The 15,860-nt window shown below is 71.0% G+C and carries 16 protein-coding genes; 9 read left to right on the top strand and 7 right to left on the bottom strand.

Going from position 1 to position 15,860, the window contains the following annotated elements:
• Nucleotides 1-16: 16 nt before the first annotated feature.
• Nucleotides 17-787: an IclR family transcriptional regulator gene (locus ACWGIH_RS30855; protein WP_160504308.1), complete on the bottom strand. Its 771-nt coding sequence runs from the start codon at nucleotides 785-787 to the stop codon at nucleotides 17-19.
• A 136-nt stretch (nucleotides 788-923) separates the two neighbouring features.
• Between ACWGIH_RS30855 and ACWGIH_RS30850 the strand changes: the two genes are divergently transcribed.
• The 7 genes from ACWGIH_RS30850 (at nucleotide 924) to ACWGIH_RS30820 (ending at nucleotide 7,342) form a co-directional block, all read left to right on the top strand.
• Entirely contained in the window at nucleotides 924-2,453 is a 1,530-nt protein-coding gene (locus tag ACWGIH_RS30850; protein WP_453451944.1) for an aldehyde dehydrogenase (NADP(+)), read from the top strand.
• Between the two features lie 5 nt (nucleotides 2,454-2,458).
• A complete protein-coding gene (locus ACWGIH_RS30845; protein ID WP_453451945.1) occupies nucleotides 2,459-3,067 on the top strand; it encodes a DUF1349 domain-containing protein in 609 nt (202 codons plus the stop codon).
• Between the two features lie 112 nt (nucleotides 3,068-3,179).
• Complete coding sequence (locus tag ACWGIH_RS30840; RefSeq protein WP_453510508.1) at nucleotides 3,180-3,671, top strand: N-acetyltransferase family protein; 492 nt, start codon at nucleotides 3,180-3,182, stop codon at nucleotides 3,669-3,671.
• Between the two features lie 95 nt (nucleotides 3,672-3,766).
• A complete protein-coding gene (locus tag ACWGIH_RS30835; RefSeq protein ID WP_453451947.1) occupies nucleotides 3,767-4,474 on the top strand; it encodes a DsbA family oxidoreductase in 708 nt (235 codons plus the stop codon).
• 94 nt (nucleotides 4,475-4,568) lie between these two features.
• Complete coding sequence (locus tag ACWGIH_RS30830) at nucleotides 4,569-5,615, top strand: aminotransferase class V-fold PLP-dependent enzyme (RefSeq protein ID WP_453451948.1); 1,047 nt, start codon at nucleotides 4,569-4,571, stop codon at nucleotides 5,613-5,615.
• Nucleotides 5,616-5,651: 36 nt separating this feature from the next.
• Nucleotides 5,652-6,323 carry an RNA polymerase sigma factor gene (locus tag ACWGIH_RS30825; RefSeq protein WP_453451949.1) on the top strand — a complete coding sequence of 224 codons (672 nt, stop codon included), beginning with the start codon at nucleotides 5,652-5,654 and terminating at the stop codon, nucleotides 6,321-6,323.
• The gene (locus tag ACWGIH_RS30820) at nucleotides 6,323-7,342 is read left to right on the top strand and encodes a maleylpyruvate isomerase family mycothiol-dependent enzyme (protein ID WP_453451950.1); all 1,020 of its coding nucleotides are present in this window, start codon (nucleotides 6,323-6,325) and stop codon (nucleotides 7,340-7,342) included. Before ACWGIH_RS30825 ends, ACWGIH_RS30820 begins: the two co-directional genes overlap by 1 nt.
• A 64-nt stretch (nucleotides 7,343-7,406) precedes the next feature.
• Here the strand turns inward: ACWGIH_RS30820 and ACWGIH_RS30815 are convergent, their stop codons facing one another.
• On the bottom strand, nucleotides 7,407-7,910 hold the full coding sequence (locus tag ACWGIH_RS30815; protein WP_453451951.1) for a MarR family winged helix-turn-helix transcriptional regulator: 504 nt from the start codon (nucleotides 7,908-7,910) through the stop codon (nucleotides 7,407-7,409).
• A gap of 126 nt (nucleotides 7,911-8,036) precedes the next feature.
• On the opposite strand from ACWGIH_RS30815, the gene ACWGIH_RS30810 reads away from it, so the two are divergent.
• Nucleotides 8,037-9,104, top strand: coding sequence for an alkene reductase (locus tag ACWGIH_RS30810; protein ID WP_453451952.1), 1,068 nt, complete (start codon nucleotides 8,037-8,039; stop codon nucleotides 9,102-9,104).
• Between the two features lie 77 nt (nucleotides 9,105-9,181).
• Here ACWGIH_RS30810 and thpD read toward each other — a convergent pair whose 3' ends face one another.
• From thpD to ACWGIH_RS30785, 5 genes are all read right to left on the bottom strand, one after another.
• Nucleotides 9,182-10,081, bottom strand: a complete 900-nt coding sequence (gene thpD / locus ACWGIH_RS30805; protein WP_453451953.1) for an ectoine hydroxylase — start codon at nucleotides 10,079-10,081, stop codon at nucleotides 9,182-9,184.
• A gap of 101 nt (nucleotides 10,082-10,182) precedes the next feature.
• Nucleotides 10,183-10,587, bottom strand: coding sequence for an ectoine synthase (locus tag ACWGIH_RS30800; RefSeq protein ID WP_361826232.1), 405 nt, complete (start codon nucleotides 10,585-10,587; stop codon nucleotides 10,183-10,185).
• A 54-nt stretch (nucleotides 10,588-10,641) separates the two neighbouring features.
• Nucleotides 10,642-11,913, bottom strand: coding sequence for a diaminobutyrate--2-oxoglutarate transaminase (gene ectB, locus ACWGIH_RS30795; protein ID WP_453451954.1), 1,272 nt, complete (start codon nucleotides 11,911-11,913; stop codon nucleotides 10,642-10,644).
• Nucleotides 11,914-11,986: 73 nt separating this feature from the next.
• Nucleotides 11,987-12,580, bottom strand: a complete 594-nt coding sequence (gene ectA, locus ACWGIH_RS30790) for a diaminobutyrate acetyltransferase (RefSeq protein WP_453451955.1) — start codon at nucleotides 12,578-12,580, stop codon at nucleotides 11,987-11,989.
• A 629-nt stretch (nucleotides 12,581-13,209) separates the two neighbouring features.
• A complete protein-coding gene (locus ACWGIH_RS30785; protein ID WP_453451956.1) occupies nucleotides 13,210-14,346 on the bottom strand; it encodes a pyridoxal-phosphate-dependent aminotransferase family protein in 1,137 nt (378 codons plus the stop codon).
• A 55-nt stretch (nucleotides 14,347-14,401) separates the two neighbouring features.
• On the opposite strand from ACWGIH_RS30785, the gene ACWGIH_RS30780 reads away from it, so the two are divergent.
• Nucleotides 14,402-15,490: an amidohydrolase family protein gene (locus ACWGIH_RS30780; protein ID WP_453451957.1), complete on the top strand. Its 1,089-nt coding sequence runs from the start codon at nucleotides 14,402-14,404 to the stop codon at nucleotides 15,488-15,490.
• Nucleotides 15,491-15,860 lie beyond the last annotated feature (370 nt).

Genomic DNA, 15,860 nt, shown 5'->3' with positions numbered 1-15,860 from the left:
TTCGTGCTCTCCATGGTCAGAGCCTACGAGTGGCCAGTGTCAAGCGATCCCGCGCGTCGAACAACGCGTCCTTCACCATCTGTTCGTGCGCGGGCGTCAGCCGCGCCACCGGCACGGAGCAGCTGATCGCGTCCCGGGCGGGCGTGCGGTACGGGATGGCGACGCCGAAGCAGCGCAGGCCGAGCGTGTTCTCCTCGCGGTCCACCGCGAAGCCCTGCTCGCGGACCGTGCGCAGCTCCTCGATCAGCTTCTCGCGGTCGGTGATCGTGTGCTCGGTCAGCGCGGGCAGCGTCTCCGGGAGCATCTTGCGGACCTGCTCGTCGGTGTGGGTGGCGAGGAGCGCCTTGCCCAGGGACGTCGAGTGCGCCGGGAGGCGGCGGCCCACCCGTGTGAAGGGCCGAAGGTAGTGCTGCGACTGGCGGGTGGCGAGGTAGACGACGTTCGTGCCGTCCAGGCGCGCCAGGTGGATCGTCTCCGTGGTGTCGTCCGAGAGGCGGTCGAGCGTCGGACGTGCCGCGGCCACCACCTCGTCACCGTCGATGTACGAGGTGCCGACAAGCAGGGCCCGTACCCCGATGCCGTACCGCGTGCCCGTCGCGTCCGTCTCCACCCAGCCGAGTTCCACCAGCGTACGAAGGAGCATGTAGAGGCTGGACTTGGGGTAGCCGACGGCTTCCTGGACGGCGGCCAAAGAGTGCATTCCGGGACGTCCCGCAAAATACTCGAGCAACTCAACCGTCCGCACAGCGGACTTGACCTGTGCCCCGCCAGTCTCGCCAGCCGACATCGCCCTTGACCCCTTAGTTCGACGAGAAATAGTCTCCGAAGCCTCCGCTATTCATCATCGGAGACAGCGTTCAGCATATCGAACAGCCCAGGTGGGTGGCAGCACATCTGAGGCATCACCTCTGGAGGACCCCGCGGTGGCAGCAGCACCAGTCTGGAGTGTCGACCCCCGAACCGGGAAGCAGCGCGAACAGGTTGCGGTCGAAGCCACGGTCCAGGAGGTGGACCAGGCGGTGCGTGCCGCCCTGGCCGCCAAGGACGCCCTGGCCGACCGCACCGTACGCGCCGCCTTCCTGCGCTCCGCGGCCGAACTGCTCGACGAGGCCAAGGACCACCTGGTGGAGGCCGCGGACGCGGAGACCGCGCTCGGTCCCGTCCGGCTCACCGGAGAACTCGCCCGCACCTGCTACCAGTTGCGGGCCTTCGCGGACATCGTCGACGAGGGCGGCTTCCTGGGCGTCGTCATCGACCACCCCGACAGCAGCGCCACGCCGCCCATCCCCGACCTGCGGCGCTACAAGATCCCGCTGGGCGTCGTGGCGGTCTACTCCGCGTCCAACTTCCCCTTCGCCTTCTCCGTCCCCGGTGGCGACACCGCGAGCGCGCTCGCCGCGGGCTGCCCCGTGGTCGTCAAGGCGCACCCCGACCACCCGGCCACCTCCGAGCTGGTGGCGTCGACGCTGCGGCGGGCCGCGGCCCGGCACGACATCCCCGAGGGTGTCCTCGGCCTCGTGCACGGCTTCGACGCGGGTGTCGAGCTCGTCAAGCACCCGCTCGTGTCCGGCGCCGGCTTCACGGGCTCGATCCGCGGCGGCCGTGCCCTCTTCGACGCGGCGGCGGCCCGCCCCGTGCCGATCCCCTTCCACGGCGAGCTCGGCTCCCTCAACCCGGTCGTCGTGACCGAGGCGGCGGCGGTCGAGCGCGCGGAGGAGATCGGAGCGGGCCTCGCGGGCTCGATGACGCTCGGCGTGGGCCAGTTCTGCGTCAAGCCCGGCCTGGTCTTCGCGCCGGCGGGCGCGGGCGGCGACCGGCTCCTGAAGTCCCTGACGGAGGCGGTCAGCGACACCGAGGCCGGGGTGCTCCTCGACCACCGGATGCGGGACAACTTCGTGGCGGGCGTGCGCGAGCGCGGTGAACTGCCGGACGTGGACGCGCCGGTGACGCCGGGCGCGGGCAGCGAGCACACGGTGAGCGCGGGCTTCCTGACGGTCCCCGCGGCGAAGCTCGCCGCCGAGGGCGAGCACGACCTGCTCCTGGAGGAGTGCTTCGGGCCGGTGACGGTCGTCGCGCGCTACGAGGACGACGCGGAGATCACCGCCGCCCTCACCCGGCTCTCCGGCAACCTCACGGCCACGGTGCAGCTGTCCGCCGAGGAGGCCGCGGGCGAGGGGCGCGGGGCCGCGCTGCTCGCCGAACTGACGCCGCTGGCCGGGCGCCTGCTGGTCAACGGATGGCCGACCGGGGTCGCGGTGGCGCCCGCGCAGCACCACGGCGGGCCGTACCCCGCGACGACGTCCACCTCCACCTCCGTGGGCGGTACGGCGATCGAGCGCTGGCTGCGCCCCGTCGCGTACCAGAACACGCCTGCCGCGCTGCTCCCGCCCGAGCTGCGGGACGAGAACCCGCTGGGGCTCCCGCGCCGCTACGAAGGGCGCCTGGAACACTGACGTCCATGGACGTCAACATCCCCGAACTGCCCTTCTCCCTGCGCACGTACGGCCCCGACGGCAACTGGTCGTACGAGGGCGGTGTGCTCACCGGCTGGGCGGGCGCCCGGCAGGACCGCTTCGTGCCGCCGACGGGCGAGGCGCTCGACCCCGCGTCGGACGCGCCTCGCCTGCTCGGGGCGCCCGAGGGCGACTTCCAGCTGATCGCGCGGGTGACGGTCGGTTTCGCGGCGGCGTTCGACGCCGGAGTGCTGTACCTGCACGTGGGCGACCGGGAGTGGGCCAAGCTCTGCCTGGAGCGGTCGCCGGACGAGGCGACGGTCTGCACGGTCGTCACCCGCGGCCGCTCCGACGACGCGAACGCGTTCGTGGTGGACGGCAGCAGCGTCTGGCTCCGGATCAGCCGCACGGGCTCCGCGTTCGCCTTCCACGCCTCCCTGGACGGCGAGCACTGGACGTTCGTGCGGATCTTCTCCCTCGGCGAGGAGAAGACGGCGGGAGCCGCCCTGGTCGGCTTCATGGCGCAGTCGCCGGTGGGGGAGGGGTGCGTGGTGACGTACGACGGGATCGAGTTCCGTCCGAACTGGCCGCAGGGGCTGCGGGACGGCTCGTAGGGGCCGAGCCGAGGCCCGTCCGGCGTTCGCGCGCCCGGTTCGGCCGCCGCGGAACTCAAGGCTCCCGGAACACGTCTATGGCAGCGTGATCCACTCAGCACTCCCCACGACGATGCGGACCGTGATGCCGACCGTCATACGCAGCGCCCTCACCGCCGACGCCCCGGCCCTCGCTGCCCTGCATGCCCGAGCCCGCGCCACGTACTACCCCGAAGGGCTGCCGGACGAAGCCGTCGACGCGACGGCGATGTGGCGGGCAGGCATCGAGCGCCGCGGCGGGCATGTGCTGTGCGCGGTCCGCGAGGGACGGATCGTGGGCCTCGCCTCGTTCCGTACGCCCGACGGCGAGGCCGCGGACACCGTGACGCTCTTCCAGTTCCACGTCGACCCGGACCGCTGGCGCGCGGGGGTCGGCGCGGCGCTGCACGCCGCGTGCGTGGAGGAGTGGCGGGCCGACGGCATCCGGGAGGCCTCCCTGGACGTCCACCGCGCGAACGCGCGGGCCCAGGCCTTCTACGCCCGCCACGGCTGGCGGGCGGCGGAGCCCGGCGAGGGCGCCGGCACGCATCTGCGGATGCGGCTGTCGGTGCCGGCCGGGGAATGAGCGGGGCAAGGGGAATGAGCGGGGCAAGTCGTACGTTCTTCAACTGACCGGAGGGACCCTCCGCACTACCGTTCGATTTGAAGAGAGCTAGTCACATGCGCGTCGAGATCTGGTCCGATATCGCCTGTCCCTGGTGCTATGTCGGCAAGGCCCGCTTCGAGAAGGCGCTCGCCTCCTTTCCGCACCGCGACGACGTCGAGGTGGTGCACCGCTCCTTCGAGCTCGACCCCTCGCGCGCCAAGGGCGACAGCGGACTCGTGATCCCGATGCTCGCCAAGAAGTACGGCATGAGCGAGGAGCAGGCACAGGAGGCCGAGCGGAACCTCGGTGTGAACGCCTCGTCCGAAGGGCTCGACTACCTCACCGAGGGCCGTGACCACGGCAGCACCTTCGACATGCACCGCCTGCTGCACTTCGCCAAGGAGCAGGGCAGGCAGGACGAGCTGCTCGGGCTCCTCTACCGCGCCAACTTCGCCGAGGAGCGCTCCGTCTTCGACGACGACGAGCGGCTCGTGGAGCTCGCGGTCGCGGCCGGTCTCGACGCGGACGCGGCCCGCGCGGTGCTCGCCGACCCCTCCCGGTACGCCGACGACGTACGCACCGACGAGCGCGAGGCCGCCGAGCTCGGCGCGAACGGCGTGCCGTTCTTCGTCCTCGACCGCAAGTACGGCGTCTCCGGCGCCCAGCCCGCCGATGTCTTCACACAGGCCCTGGAGCAGGCGTGGGACAGCCGCTCGCCGCTCACCACGCTCGCGGACGGCGACGCCTGCGGCCCCGACGGCTGCGCGGTCCCGCAGGCCTGACGGTCCCCTGGGGGCGACAGGTAAGCGTCGCTGAGCGGATCCCTCCACGGATCGTCGATGGACGTGGGCGCGCACGGGCGCGAGAGTTGATCCCATGGGGAACATCAACGGCGCCGAGTTCGCGCCCACGTCGACGTACCTGAACACGGCGAGCTGCGGCCTGCTGCCGGCCCGGGCCGTCGAGGCGATCCAGGGCCTCGCGGCGGAGAACGGCGCGGGCAGACGCGGCGGCTCGGGCGACTTCGGGATCGTGCAGGCCGCCCGTGAGTCCTTCGCGCGGCTCGTGGGGGTGCCCCACGCGCGCGTGGCCAACGGCGGATCGGTCGCCGTGCACGCCGGACTGATCGCGGCGGCGCAGCGGCCGGGCTCCGAAGTCCTCTTCGCCGAGGGTGACTTCAGCTCGATCATCAACCCCTTCGTGGTGCGCGGCGACCTCAAGATCCGCTACGTGCCCCTCGAAGACCTCGCCGAGGCGATCCGGCCCACCACGGCCCTCGTCGTGTACTCCGTCGTCCAGTCGGCCGACGGCCGGACCGCCGACGACGCGGCGCTGCGCGAGGCCGCCGCCGCCCATGGCGCCCGCACCCTCAACGACGCGACGCAGGCGGCGGGTTGGCTGCCCTTCGACGCGAGCCTGTACGACTACACCGTCACCGGCGCCTTCAAGTGGCTGCTCTGTCCGCGCGGCACGTCGTTCCTCACGGTGAGCGAGGAGGCGCAGGAATCCCTCGTCCCGCTGCACGGCGGCTGGCTCGCGGCGGCGGAGAGCTGGAACGCCACGTACGGCCCGCTCTCCCGACTGGCCCCCGACGCACGCCGGTTCGACGAGCCCCCCGCCTTCCTCGCCTACCACGGCGCGGCCCAGGCGCTCGCGTACCTGGAGGAGACCGGAATCGAGGCGATCCACGCCCACGACACGGCGCTGGCGGCCCGCTATCGCGCGGGACTCGCGGAGCTCGGCCACGAGCCGGTGCCCGGCGCGTCCCCCATCGTCTCCGTCCCCGGGCTCGCCGACAGGGAGGAGCGGTTGAGCCGGGCCGGGATCATCACGTCCGCACGGGCGGGACACCTGAGGGCCTCGTTCCATCTGTACAACACCGAGGCGGACGTGGACCGGATCCTCGACGTGCTCTCCGGCTGAACCCTGGCGCGCCGGGCGGCGGGGCGCTAGGAAGGCATGACGGGGTGGCCTCACGAGGCGGTGGTGTCAGTGGCGCAGGAGCCCTATCCGGACACCGCTCTGCACCAGCGCCTGGTGTACGGCGACGAGACGGCGCTCGCCGAGGTCTACGACACGTACGGCCCCCTCGTGCACCGCATCGCGGGACGCGTCACCCGCAGCCCCGCCGCGGCGGAGGACGTCGCGCAGGAGGTCTTCGCCCATCTCTGGTCGCGGCCCTACGCGTTCGACGCGCGGCGGGGCAGTCTGCGGACCTGGCTGTGCATGCTGGCGCATCGCAGGGCGGTGGACTGGGTACGCGGCGAGGAGCGCCACCGCAAGGCGGCGTACGCCGACGACTCGACCCTGCACACCATCCCCACCCCGGACCCGCCCCCGGAAGACGTGGTCATGGCCCGAGAACGCTCCCTGCTCCTCCACTCGGCACTGGCGAGACTGCCGCTCCCGCAGCGCCAGGTGGTGCACCTCGCGTACTTCGCGGGCTGCACGTACCGTCAGGCGGCGAGGGAGCTCGGCATCCCGGAGGGCACGGCCAAGACCCGATTACGGGCGGCGCTGCGCAGACTGGCCGAAGCCCTGGCCGACCCACCGGACGCACCTGACCCAGCTGAGCCGGCTGACCCGACAGACCCGGCACTTGCCGAAGCTCCAGGCGAAAGAGGCGCGTGATGACCACGGATCACGAAGCCGTACGTGAACTTCTCGGGGCCTGGGCGTTCGGCGCGCTCACGCCGGGCGACGAGCGTACGGTCGCCCCGCATCTGGCCGACTGCGATCCCTGCGCGGCCGAGGCGGGGCGGCTGCGGGCGACGGCGGTCCACCTGGACGGTCCACCCCTCGCCGACGGGCCTCCCCCCGGGGGCCGGGACCGGGCCTTGGGCCTCGCCCTGCGCACCCGCGCCGCGGCCCCGCGCACGGCTCCGCACGCCGCTCCGTACGCCGCCGCCGTGACCGGGCTCCGGGCGCTGCTGCGGGAGGTGGACGAGCGCGGGCGGTGGGGGACCCCTGTCGTGCACGGCTGGAACGTGCACGACACGGTCGCGCATCTGCTGGCCGCGGACGAGCCGCTGGCCGTGCGGCTGGGGCTGCGCGCTCCGGGGCCGTGCGACGGCGTGGACGGGGCGCCGTGGCGGGTGGCGTGGGCGGCACGTACGGACGAGGTGCTCGCCCGGGAGCGGGTCCGCACTCCCGCGCGGACCGTGGCGTCCTGGCAGGACCAGGCAGCCGCGCTTCTCTCCTGTCCCGAGGCGCACGACGCGGAACTGGCCGGACGGGCCACGAAGTTGATGGGTGCCCGGCTGCCGCTCTCGGACCACTTCCTGGTCCGGGCCTTCGAGGCGTGGGTGCACACGGACGACATCGGCAGGGCCCTGGACCTACCGGTGCCGCCGCCGCGCACCCCGCACCTCTGGCAGCTGGTGCGGCTTGCCGTACGGACCCTGGAGCTCGCCCTGGGAGCCCACGCGCCCGCCGTCGCCCTTACCGTCGCGGGGGAGGGGGGCGAGATGTCCTGGATCCTGGGGAGCGGGGCGGAACCGGTGAGCGCGGAGCTTGTCCTGGACCCGGTGGACTTCTGCCTGCTCATGGGCGGGCGAGTGGACCCCGCGGTGGTGCCTCGCGGAGCCTCGGGCAGTGAGGCCGCCGTGGAGCGCGTCCTGACCCGGGCGGCTTCCCTGGCCTGGCTCTAGGGTCCGTCAGAAGGGTCCGGGTCTGTCGGAAGAGTCCAGGTGCGGTCGGAAGGGCCTTGGCCCCTCACGCGCCCCCGCCCCTCGCCTCCAGGGGGCAGTCCGCCGTCTCCGTGCACAGGTTCGTCTCGACCTTGTCCAGGAGCCGCGCCAGCTCTGCCCGCTCCGTCCCGTCCAGGCCCGCCAGTGTGTGCGTCTCCAGTTCGCCCCAGGCCCGCTCCACCTGCGCCAGGAGCCCGCAGCTCGTGTCCGTGGCCTCGACCAGGACGGCTCGGCGGTCGTCCGGGTCGGGGCGGCGGCGTACGTGTCCTGCCTGTTCGAGGCGCTGCAGCATCTTCGTGACCGTCGACGGGTCCAGATCGACCGCCCTGATGAGCTCCGACTGCCGCACGGGCCCCGCGTCCCAGAGGTACATCATCACGAACTCCTGGCCGGGATAGAGCCCGAGCCCCTTCAGCACCTTGCCCGCCGCGATCCGGTGCAGCCGGGCGACCCGGCTCACGGTGTGGCTGACGGGCCCCCGCCGCGCCGCGGTGGGGAGCTCGGTACAGGCGGGGTCGGCGTCGTTCATCGGGGCTCCAGGAGTGGCGTTGGGCGGTGTGTTCCACAACATTAGCTTGGTCGGCCAAGGAATGGGTTACAGTGGCGTCCGGTTCAATTACTTGGCCGACCAATAACTTTCCCCTGGGGGCATCAGATGACCACCGCGTTCGACACCCTCGACCTCGCGGGCACCCCGCTCGCCAACCGCATCGCCATGGCCCCCATGACCCGGAGCCGGGCGGGCGAAGGCGGCACCGCCACGGAACTCACCGCCGAGTACTACGCCCAGCGCGCGTCGGCGGGACTGATCATCACCGAGGGCATCCAGCCCTCCGCGGTCGGCCAGGGCTACCCGGACACCCCGGGCCTGCACTCCGGCGAGCAGGTCGAGTCGTGGCGCAAGGTCACCTCCGCGGTCCACGCCGCGGGCGGCAGGATCTTCGCCCAGATCATGCACGTGGGCCGCATCGGACACCCCGTACTGCTCCCCGAGGGCCTGGTCAACGTTGCCCCCTCGCCCGTCGCGGCCCAGGGGCAGGTCTACACGGCCGAGGGCTCGAAGGACTTCATCACGCCCCGCGAACTCACCGGCGAGGAGATCCGCGCGACCATCGCCGACTTCGTGACCGCGGCCCGCAACGCCATCGACGCGGGCTTCGACGGGGTCGAACTGCACGGCGCCAACGGCTACTTGATCCACCAGTTCCTGGCGCCCGGCTCCAACCGGCGCACCGACGAATGGGGCGGCACCCCGGAGAACCGCATCCGCTTCGCGGTCGAGACGGCGAGGGCGGTCTCCGCCGAGATCGGCGCCGCCCGCACCGGCCTGCGCCTCTCGCCCGGCAACCCCTTCAACGACATCTCCGAGCCGCAGGACGAGCTCGAGGCGACGTACACCTCCCTGGTGAAGGAGCTGAGCGCCCTGGACCTGGCCTACCTGCACGTCATGGAGGTGGGTCCGATCCGCGACCTGGTGACCACCCTGCGCCAGAGCTTCAACGGGCCCTTCATCCTGAACCCCGCGACCGAGGGCTCCACCGGGCCCGACGCGCTCGCGCTCGTGGAGGACGGTACCGCGGACGTCGTCGCGTTCGGCGCGCTGTTCCTGGCCAACCCCGACCTGCCGGCCCGCCTCAAGGCCGAAGGCCCGTACAACACGCCTGATACGGCCACCTTCTACGGCGGCACGGAGAAGGGCTACACGGACTACCCGGCGCTGTAGGCCCCCAGTCCGGAACGCCAAGATTCAAGTGTGGCCCGGCACCCCCAGGTGCCGGGCCAACTCGCGTACGAGACCGCTTACTTCACCGGAGTGAAGTCGCGGGCCCCAATGTATTCCGGCCGCCGGACCGGCGCCGCGAACGGCTCCACCGCCGTGTTCTCCACACTGTTGAACACGATGAAGACGTTGCTGCGCGGGTAGGGCGTGATGTTGTCCCCCGAACCGTGCATGGCATTGCAGTCGAACCAGGTCGCGGAGCCCGCCTCGCCGGTGAAGAGCCGGATGCCGTGCTCCGAGGCGAGGCTGGTGAGCGTCTCGTCCGAGGGAATGCCCGCGTCCTGCATCTGCAGGGACCGCTTGTAGTTGTCCTTCGGCGTCGCGCCTTCACAGCCGAGGAACGTCTTGTGCGACCCCGGCATGATCATCAGGCCGCCGTTGGTGTCGTGATTCTTGGTGAGCGCGATGGAGACGGAGACGGTCCGCATGTTCGCGAGTCCGTCCTCGGCGTGCCACGTCTCGAAGTCGGAGTGCCAGTAGAACCCCGAGGCCCCGAAGCCGGGCTTGACATTGATCCGGGACTGGTGGACGTACACGTCGGAACCCAGGATCTGCCGGGCCCGACCCACCACGCGCGGATCGGCGGCGAGCTTCGCGAACAGCTCGCTGATCTTGTGCACCTCAAAAATGGTGCGGATCTCCTGGGAGCGCGGCTCCACGATCGAGCGCTCGTCCGCCCGCATCGTGGGGTCGTCGATCAACCGCGAGAGCTCCGCGTGGTAGACGCTCACCTCGTCAGGGGTGATGAGCTGGTCGATCGCCAGGAATCCGTCCCGGTCGAACCCCGCCAGTTCGTCGGCCGTGATCGGCCCCGGCGTACCCGGCTCGGACCACACGACGGGGTCCTTGCGCTCGATGAGGACCTCTTCGGTGCCTCGCGTCGGGTACAGGTCGGCGGTGCGTTCGGGTGCGGTGGTCATGGTGTTGCCTGCCTCTCCTCTCGTACGGCCCTTTCCGGGATGTACACCCCCGCCGCCCAGAGGAAGAGGGCGGCGGGGGAGATTCTGGGTGCGCGCTCCGGCTAGGCCGGCTCCGGCTCCGTGAGCAGCGGGTACACGCCGTTCTCGTCGTGGTCCTCACGACCCGTGACGGGCGGGTTGAAGACACAGATGCAGTGGAAGTCCTCCTTGATCCGCATCGTGTGCTTCTCGTGCCCGTCGAGCAGGTACATGGTGCCCGGCGTGATCGTGTACTTCTCGCCGGTCGTGTCGTCGGTCAGCTCGGCCTCGCCCTTGGTGCACACGACGGCCTCGATGTGGTTGGCGTACCACATCGACGTCTCCGTACCCGCGTACAGGATGGTCTCGTGGACCGAGAAGCCCACCCGCTCCTTGGCGAGGACGATGCGCTTGCTCTCCCAGGTACCGGACGCGGACTTCACGTGCCGGTCGGTGCCTTCAATGTCCTTGAACGAACGGACGATCACGGTGAGTTGGTTCCTTTTCTCTTACGGGGGTGAAGACGCGGCCCTCAGGGCCGCTCAGGCGGTCTCGCGCACCGCGCGGGCGAGCGTACGAAGTCCCTCGTCCAGCTCGTCGGCGGTGATCGTCAGCGCCGGAAGGAGCTTGACGACCTCGCTCTCGGGGCCGGAGGTCTCGATCAGCAGACCGAGCTCGAAGGCGCGCTTGGCGATGGCGCCCGCGCGCGCCTTGTCGATGAACTCCATGCCCCAGACGAGACCGCGGCCGCGGTACTCCTTGATGGCGCCGGGGTTCTCGTCGGCGATCGCGGCGAAGGCCTCCTCGACCTGCTCGCCGCGGGCACGGGTCTGCTTCTCCATGGCCGGGCCGTCGGACCAGTAGGTCTCCAGGGCGGCGGCGGCCGTGACGAACGCCGGGTTGTTGCCGCGGAAGGTGCCGTTGTGCTCGCCCGGCTCCCAGACGTCCAGCTCGGGCTTGAACAGCGTCAGCGCCATCGGCATGCCGTAGCCGCTGATGGACTTGGACACCGTCACGATGTCCGGCGTGATGCCCGCCTCCTCGAAGGAGAAGAACGCGCCGGTGCGGCCGCAGCCCATCTGGATGTCGTCGACGATCAGGAGCATGTCCCAGCGCTCGCACACGTCGGCGAGCTTGCGGAGCCACTCGGCGCGGGCGACGTTGATGCCGCCCTCGCCCTGCACCGTCTCGACGATCACGGCGGCGGGCTGGTTGAGGCCGGAGCCCTGGTCTTCGAGCAAACGCTCGAACCAGATGAAGTCGGGGGTCTTGCCGTCGAAGTAGTGGTCGAACGGCATCGGCGTGCCGTGCACCAGCGGGATGCCGGCGCCGGCGCGCTTGAAGGCGTTGCCGGTCACGGCCAGCGAGCCGAGCGACATGCCGTGGAACGCGTTCGTGAACGACACGATCGACTCGCGGCCCTTGACCTTGCGGGCCAGTTTCAGCGCGGACTCGACGGCGTTGGTGCCCGTCGGGCCCGGGAACATGACCTTGTAAGGCAGGTCACGGGGGCGCAGGATGATGTTCTGGAACGACTCGAGGAACGCGCGCTTGGCGACCGTCGACATGTCGAGGCCATGGACGACGCTGTCGCGCTCCAGGTAGTCGATCAGGGCGCGTTTGAGGACCGGGTTGTTGTGGCCGTAGTTGAGCGAGCCGGCCCCGGCGAAGAAGTCGAGGTACGAGTGGCCGTCCTCGTCGAACATGCGGCTGCCCTGCGCACGGTCGAAGACAGTGGGCCAACCGCGGCAGTAGCTGCGCACCTCCGACTCCAGGGTCTCGAAGACGCTCAGGTCGGGCTGGGTGATGGTCACAGCAGATCTCCTGGGAGATGGAAAGACTTGGGAGGTGGGGGGTGACAGGTGGTACGTGGGGGATCGGCGGAACTCAGCCGACCGGCTCGACCGGTTCGATCTGCGCGACTTTCCCGGTCTGGGCTATCGGCTCGATGAGGAACAGGACCTCGGGCTCGTGCCCCTCGTTGGGGAAGAGCCCGGCGTCGAAGAGCACCGTGCGCTCGACCGACGCTCCGTGGCGCTGTGCGTACGAGGTGAAAAGCCGCTGGGACGGTGCGTTGTCCGGCGTGATGGTCGTCTCGACCGAGACCAGCTCCCGGTCGGCGGCCACCTTGGCGGTGAGGCCGTCGAGCAGCGCACCGGCAAGGCCGCGGCCGCGGTGCGCCTGGTCGACGGCCACCTGCCAGACCACCAGGGTGCGCGGCCGCTCGGGCCGGATGTAGCCGGTGATGAACCCGGCGGGCTCACCGTTCGAGTCCCTGGCCACCACGGAGGTCGCCGCGAAGTCACGGCACCACAGCAGGTAGCTGTACGAGGAGTTGAGGTCCAACACCTTCGAGTCGCGGGCGATGCGCCAGATGGCGGCACCGTCGGCGACGTCGGGGGTGTCGAGGCGCAACCCCTCGGGCATTTCCAGGGAATTCGCTAGCAGGTCGGTCGGTAGATCGGCTTGTGCAGCGGTCATGCGGATTGAATTTACCGAGCAATTTCTCGAATTGCATCGGCGGGAGGGGTTACATCAAAGCGCCTGATGTGTTATCACGCGTGGGTGCGCGCTCGCAGGAAACCTCGGCAGTTTGGCCTGATTTGATGGGGTCATACGGAACATACCGGGCGCGATGTGGAGTGCGTCACAGAACCGTAACTCCCTCGAAGCCTGTCCGAATTGTGAGACTTGGTGCTGTCGAAATCTTAGTGTTTAGGTCCCCGGAAAGCGGGCAGAAGAATACGGGAAGCTGTGCTGATAAAGTGGGCTGCGCTCGTAAGTTGATAAAGAAGCGGTGAGAATTCGTCCGTGAATTTACGGAGAGCATTTACGGCCCTGTTACGACCGCTTCCTGCTCGCACGTGCGCTTCAGGCCCGGGATGAAGCTCCCCGCCTGATCGCGTGCGCCGTCGGCGCGTCCCGCCCGCCCGGCGGGCGGGAGCGACAGCGCGGTTCCTCTCCTCCGGCGGCCCTCCGCCAGATGCCGCACCGGACCGGGCGGAGCCGCCGACCCGGACGGGACCGACGCCCTACAGCGCCGCCCCTCATCCGTCGCTGCCGACTCGACGCCTCGATGCACCGGACGGCGCCGTCTGTCCGGCGCCTGCCTACTGCCAGGCAGCCGTCACCGCGCGCCGGGCCGCTTCGAGATCGACCGTGAGCCCGGCCTCGCCCATCGCGGCGCCCAGTGCGGCCAGCGAGGCGTGCACGACGCCGCGGGTCGCGTCAGGACCGTAGTGGTTCACCCGGATCATCTCCGTGGCGAGCGCACCGCCACCGGCGACCAGCGGAAGCACCGGGTCCGCGGCGAGCGCCTTGGCGACGAGCGCCGACGCGTCGACACCCTCCGGGGCACGCAGGGTCGTGGCGACCGGAGCGGCGTCCCGCGCCTCGTGGACGTACGGGGTGAGGCCGCCGCCCAGGGCGAGCGCGCCCGCGCGGGTCGCCGCGGCGGCGGTGGCGTGCCGTGCCGTCAGCGCGTCGAGACCCTCCGCCTCGATGCGCTCCACGCACGCTTCGAGGGCGAGCATCTCCAGCTGGGCCGGGGCGTGAAGCAGCGCCTTGCGGCCGCCGTCGATCCAGCGCTCCTTCCAGTCGAGGAGGGAGAGGTAGGAACGGCGCGGCGCCCGGGGATTGGCGGCGAGGCGCGTCCAGGCCCGCTCGCTCACCGAGACGGCCGAGACACCCGCCGGGCCGCCCATCGCCTTCTGCGCGCCGATCACGCACAGGTCCACGCCCCACGCGTCCGGCAGCAGCGGCTCCGCGGCCACCGAGGCGACGGCGTCGAGCATGAAGAGGGCGCCGTGCTCGCGTACCACCTCACCGATCTCGGCGACGGGATTGGTGTTGCCGGTCGCGGCCTCGGCGTGCACGAGCGAGACGAAGTCGATCTCGGGGTGCGCGGCGAGGGCCTCGCGCACCTGCTCGGCGGTCACGGCCGTGTGGAAGGGCACGGCGAGATCGACGACGGTCGCGCCGCAGTCCCGCAGCCAGTTCCCGAACGTCTGCCCGTAGGGGCCGGTGATCACGTTCAGCGCGGTCGTCCCGGGCTGTGCCGCGCCCCGGATGCAGCCCTCCAGGGGCAGCAGTGCCTCGCCCTGCATGATCACGACGTCCTGCGAGGTGGAGAGCAGCCCGGCGACGCGCTCCTCGATGGAGGCGAAGTGCCGGGCGCTCAAGGGGGCCAGGTCAAGGAATGGATGCGTCGTCACGGTGCTGCTCACTTCGCTGCTCACTTCGCTCACGAGTTCGTTCGGGCTGCCGGACCGAGCGTACCGACAGGCTCCTAAGCTGCTGTCCATGAGCGATCACACGGTGCTGCACGTGAAGGGGCGGGTGCTCGTCGGCCCGGACGAGGTCCGGGACGAATTGTGGGTGGTCGGGGGCAGGGTGACGTACGACCGCCCGTCGGCGGCACCCGACGTCACGATCGACGGCTGGACGCTGCCCGGCCTGGTCGACGCGCACTGCCACGTGGGCCTGGACACGCACGGACCGGTGGAGCCGGAGGTGGCGGAGAAGCAGGCGCTGACCGACCGGGAGATCGGCACCCTGCTGATCCGTGACGCGGGTTCACCGTCCGACACCCGCTGGATCGACGACCGCGACGACCTCCCCAAGATCATCCGGGCGGGCCGCCACATCGCGCGTACGCGCCGCTACATCCGCAACTACGCCCATGAGATCGAGCCCGCCGACCTCGTTGCGTACGTCGCCCAGGAGGCTCGGCGCGGTGACGGCTGGGTCAAGCTGGTCGGCGACTGGATCGACCGCGACGCCGGAGACCTGACGGCGTGCTGGCCACGGCCCGAGGTGGAGGCGGCGATCGCCGAGGCGCACCGCCTGGGCGCGCGGGTGACGGCGCACTGCTTCGCCGAGGACTCCCTGCGGGACCTGGTGGAGGCGGGCATCGACTGCATCGAGCACGCCACCGGACTGACCGAGGAGACCATTCCGCTCTTCGCCGAGCGGGGCGTCGCGATCGTCCCGACCCTGGTGAACATCGCGACGTTCCCGCAGCTCGCCGACGGCGGCGAGTCGAAGTTCCCCGAGTGGTCGCGGCACATGCGGCGGTTGTACGAGCGCCGCTACGACACGGTACGGGCCGCGTACGACGCGGGCGTGCCGGTGTACGCGGGTACGGACGCGGGCGGTTCACTGGCCCACGGCCTGGTCGCCGCCGAGGTGGCCGAGCTGCGGCTCGCCGGGATCCCGGCGGTGGACGCGCTGTCGGCGACGACATGGGGCGCGAGGTCCTGGCTGGGACGCCCCGGCCTGGTGGAGGGAGCGCCGGCGGATCTGGTGGTCTACGAGGCCGATCCGCGGGAGGACGTCGGGGTGCTGGCCGCGCCGCGGAGGGTGGTGCTGAACGGGAGGGTGGTGGGGTAGGCGGGCTCACGCCGTCCGGCGGTTGCGGAATTGGCCTGTCCGGATTTGAGGACGCTAGGGGGGCGCAGTCTGTCCGGCGGTTGAGGGCGCGGTGTCCGAGGGTTGAGGGCGCGGTGTGTGTGGCGGTTGGGCGTGCGGCGGGTCCGGGGGTTGGGGGCGCAGGGGGGCCGGCGGTCGGGGGCGCAGTCTGTCCGGCGGTTGAGGGCGCGGTGTCCGAGGGTTGAGGGCGCGGTGTGTGTGGCGGTTGGGGGTGCGGCGGGTTCGGAGGTTGGGGGCGCAGGGGCGTCCGGCGGTTCAGGACGCGGTTTGTTCGGCGGTTGAGGACGCAGGGGTGTCCGGCGGGCGGGGGCGCAATCTGTCCGGCGGTTTA

It is taken from the genome of Streptomyces sp. NPDC054872 (genome assembly GCF_053610705.1).
This window is presented reverse-complemented; position numbering and strand designations above follow the sequence as displayed.

Bases quoted from the DNA above. Each gene is read 5' to 3' on its own strand.
- ACWGIH_RS30810 (WP_453451952.1), top strand. From the start codon at position 8,037: ATGACCACCGCGTTCGACACCCTCGACCTCGCGGGCACCCCGCTCGCC.
- ACWGIH_RS30820 (WP_453451950.1), top strand. From the start codon at position 6,323: ATGACCACGGATCACGAAGCCGTACGTGAACTTCTCGGGGCCTGGGCG.
- ACWGIH_RS30835 (WP_453451947.1), top strand. From the start codon at position 3,767: ATGCGCGTCGAGATCTGGTCCGATATCGCCTGTCCCTGGTGCTATGTC.
- ACWGIH_RS30855 (WP_160504308.1), bottom strand. From the start codon at position 787: ATGTCGGCTGGCGAGACTGGCGGGGCACAGGTCAAGTCCGCTGTGCGG.
- ACWGIH_RS30825 (WP_453451949.1), top strand. From the start codon at position 5,652: ATGACGGGGTGGCCTCACGAGGCGGTGGTGTCAGTGGCGCAGGAGCCC.
- ACWGIH_RS30845 (WP_453451945.1), top strand. From the start codon at position 2,459: ATGGACGTCAACATCCCCGAACTGCCCTTCTCCCTGCGCACGTACGGC.
- ACWGIH_RS30780 (WP_453451957.1), top strand. From the start codon at position 14,402: ATGAGCGATCACACGGTGCTGCACGTGAAGGGGCGGGTGCTCGTCGGC.
- ACWGIH_RS30840 (WP_453510508.1), top strand. From the start codon at position 3,180: ATGCGGACCGTGATGCCGACCGTCATACGCAGCGCCCTCACCGCCGAC.
- thpD (WP_453451953.1), bottom strand. From the start codon at position 10,081: ATGACCACCGCACCCGAACGCACCGCCGACCTGTACCCGACGCGAGGC.
- ACWGIH_RS30815 (WP_453451951.1), bottom strand. From the start codon at position 7,910: ATGAACGACGCCGACCCCGCCTGTACCGAGCTCCCCACCGCGGCGCGG.
- ectA (WP_453451955.1), bottom strand. From the start codon at position 12,580: ATGACCGCTGCACAAGCCGATCTACCGACCGACCTGCTAGCGAATTCC.
- ACWGIH_RS30830 (WP_453451948.1), top strand. From the start codon at position 4,569: ATGGGGAACATCAACGGCGCCGAGTTCGCGCCCACGTCGACGTACCTG.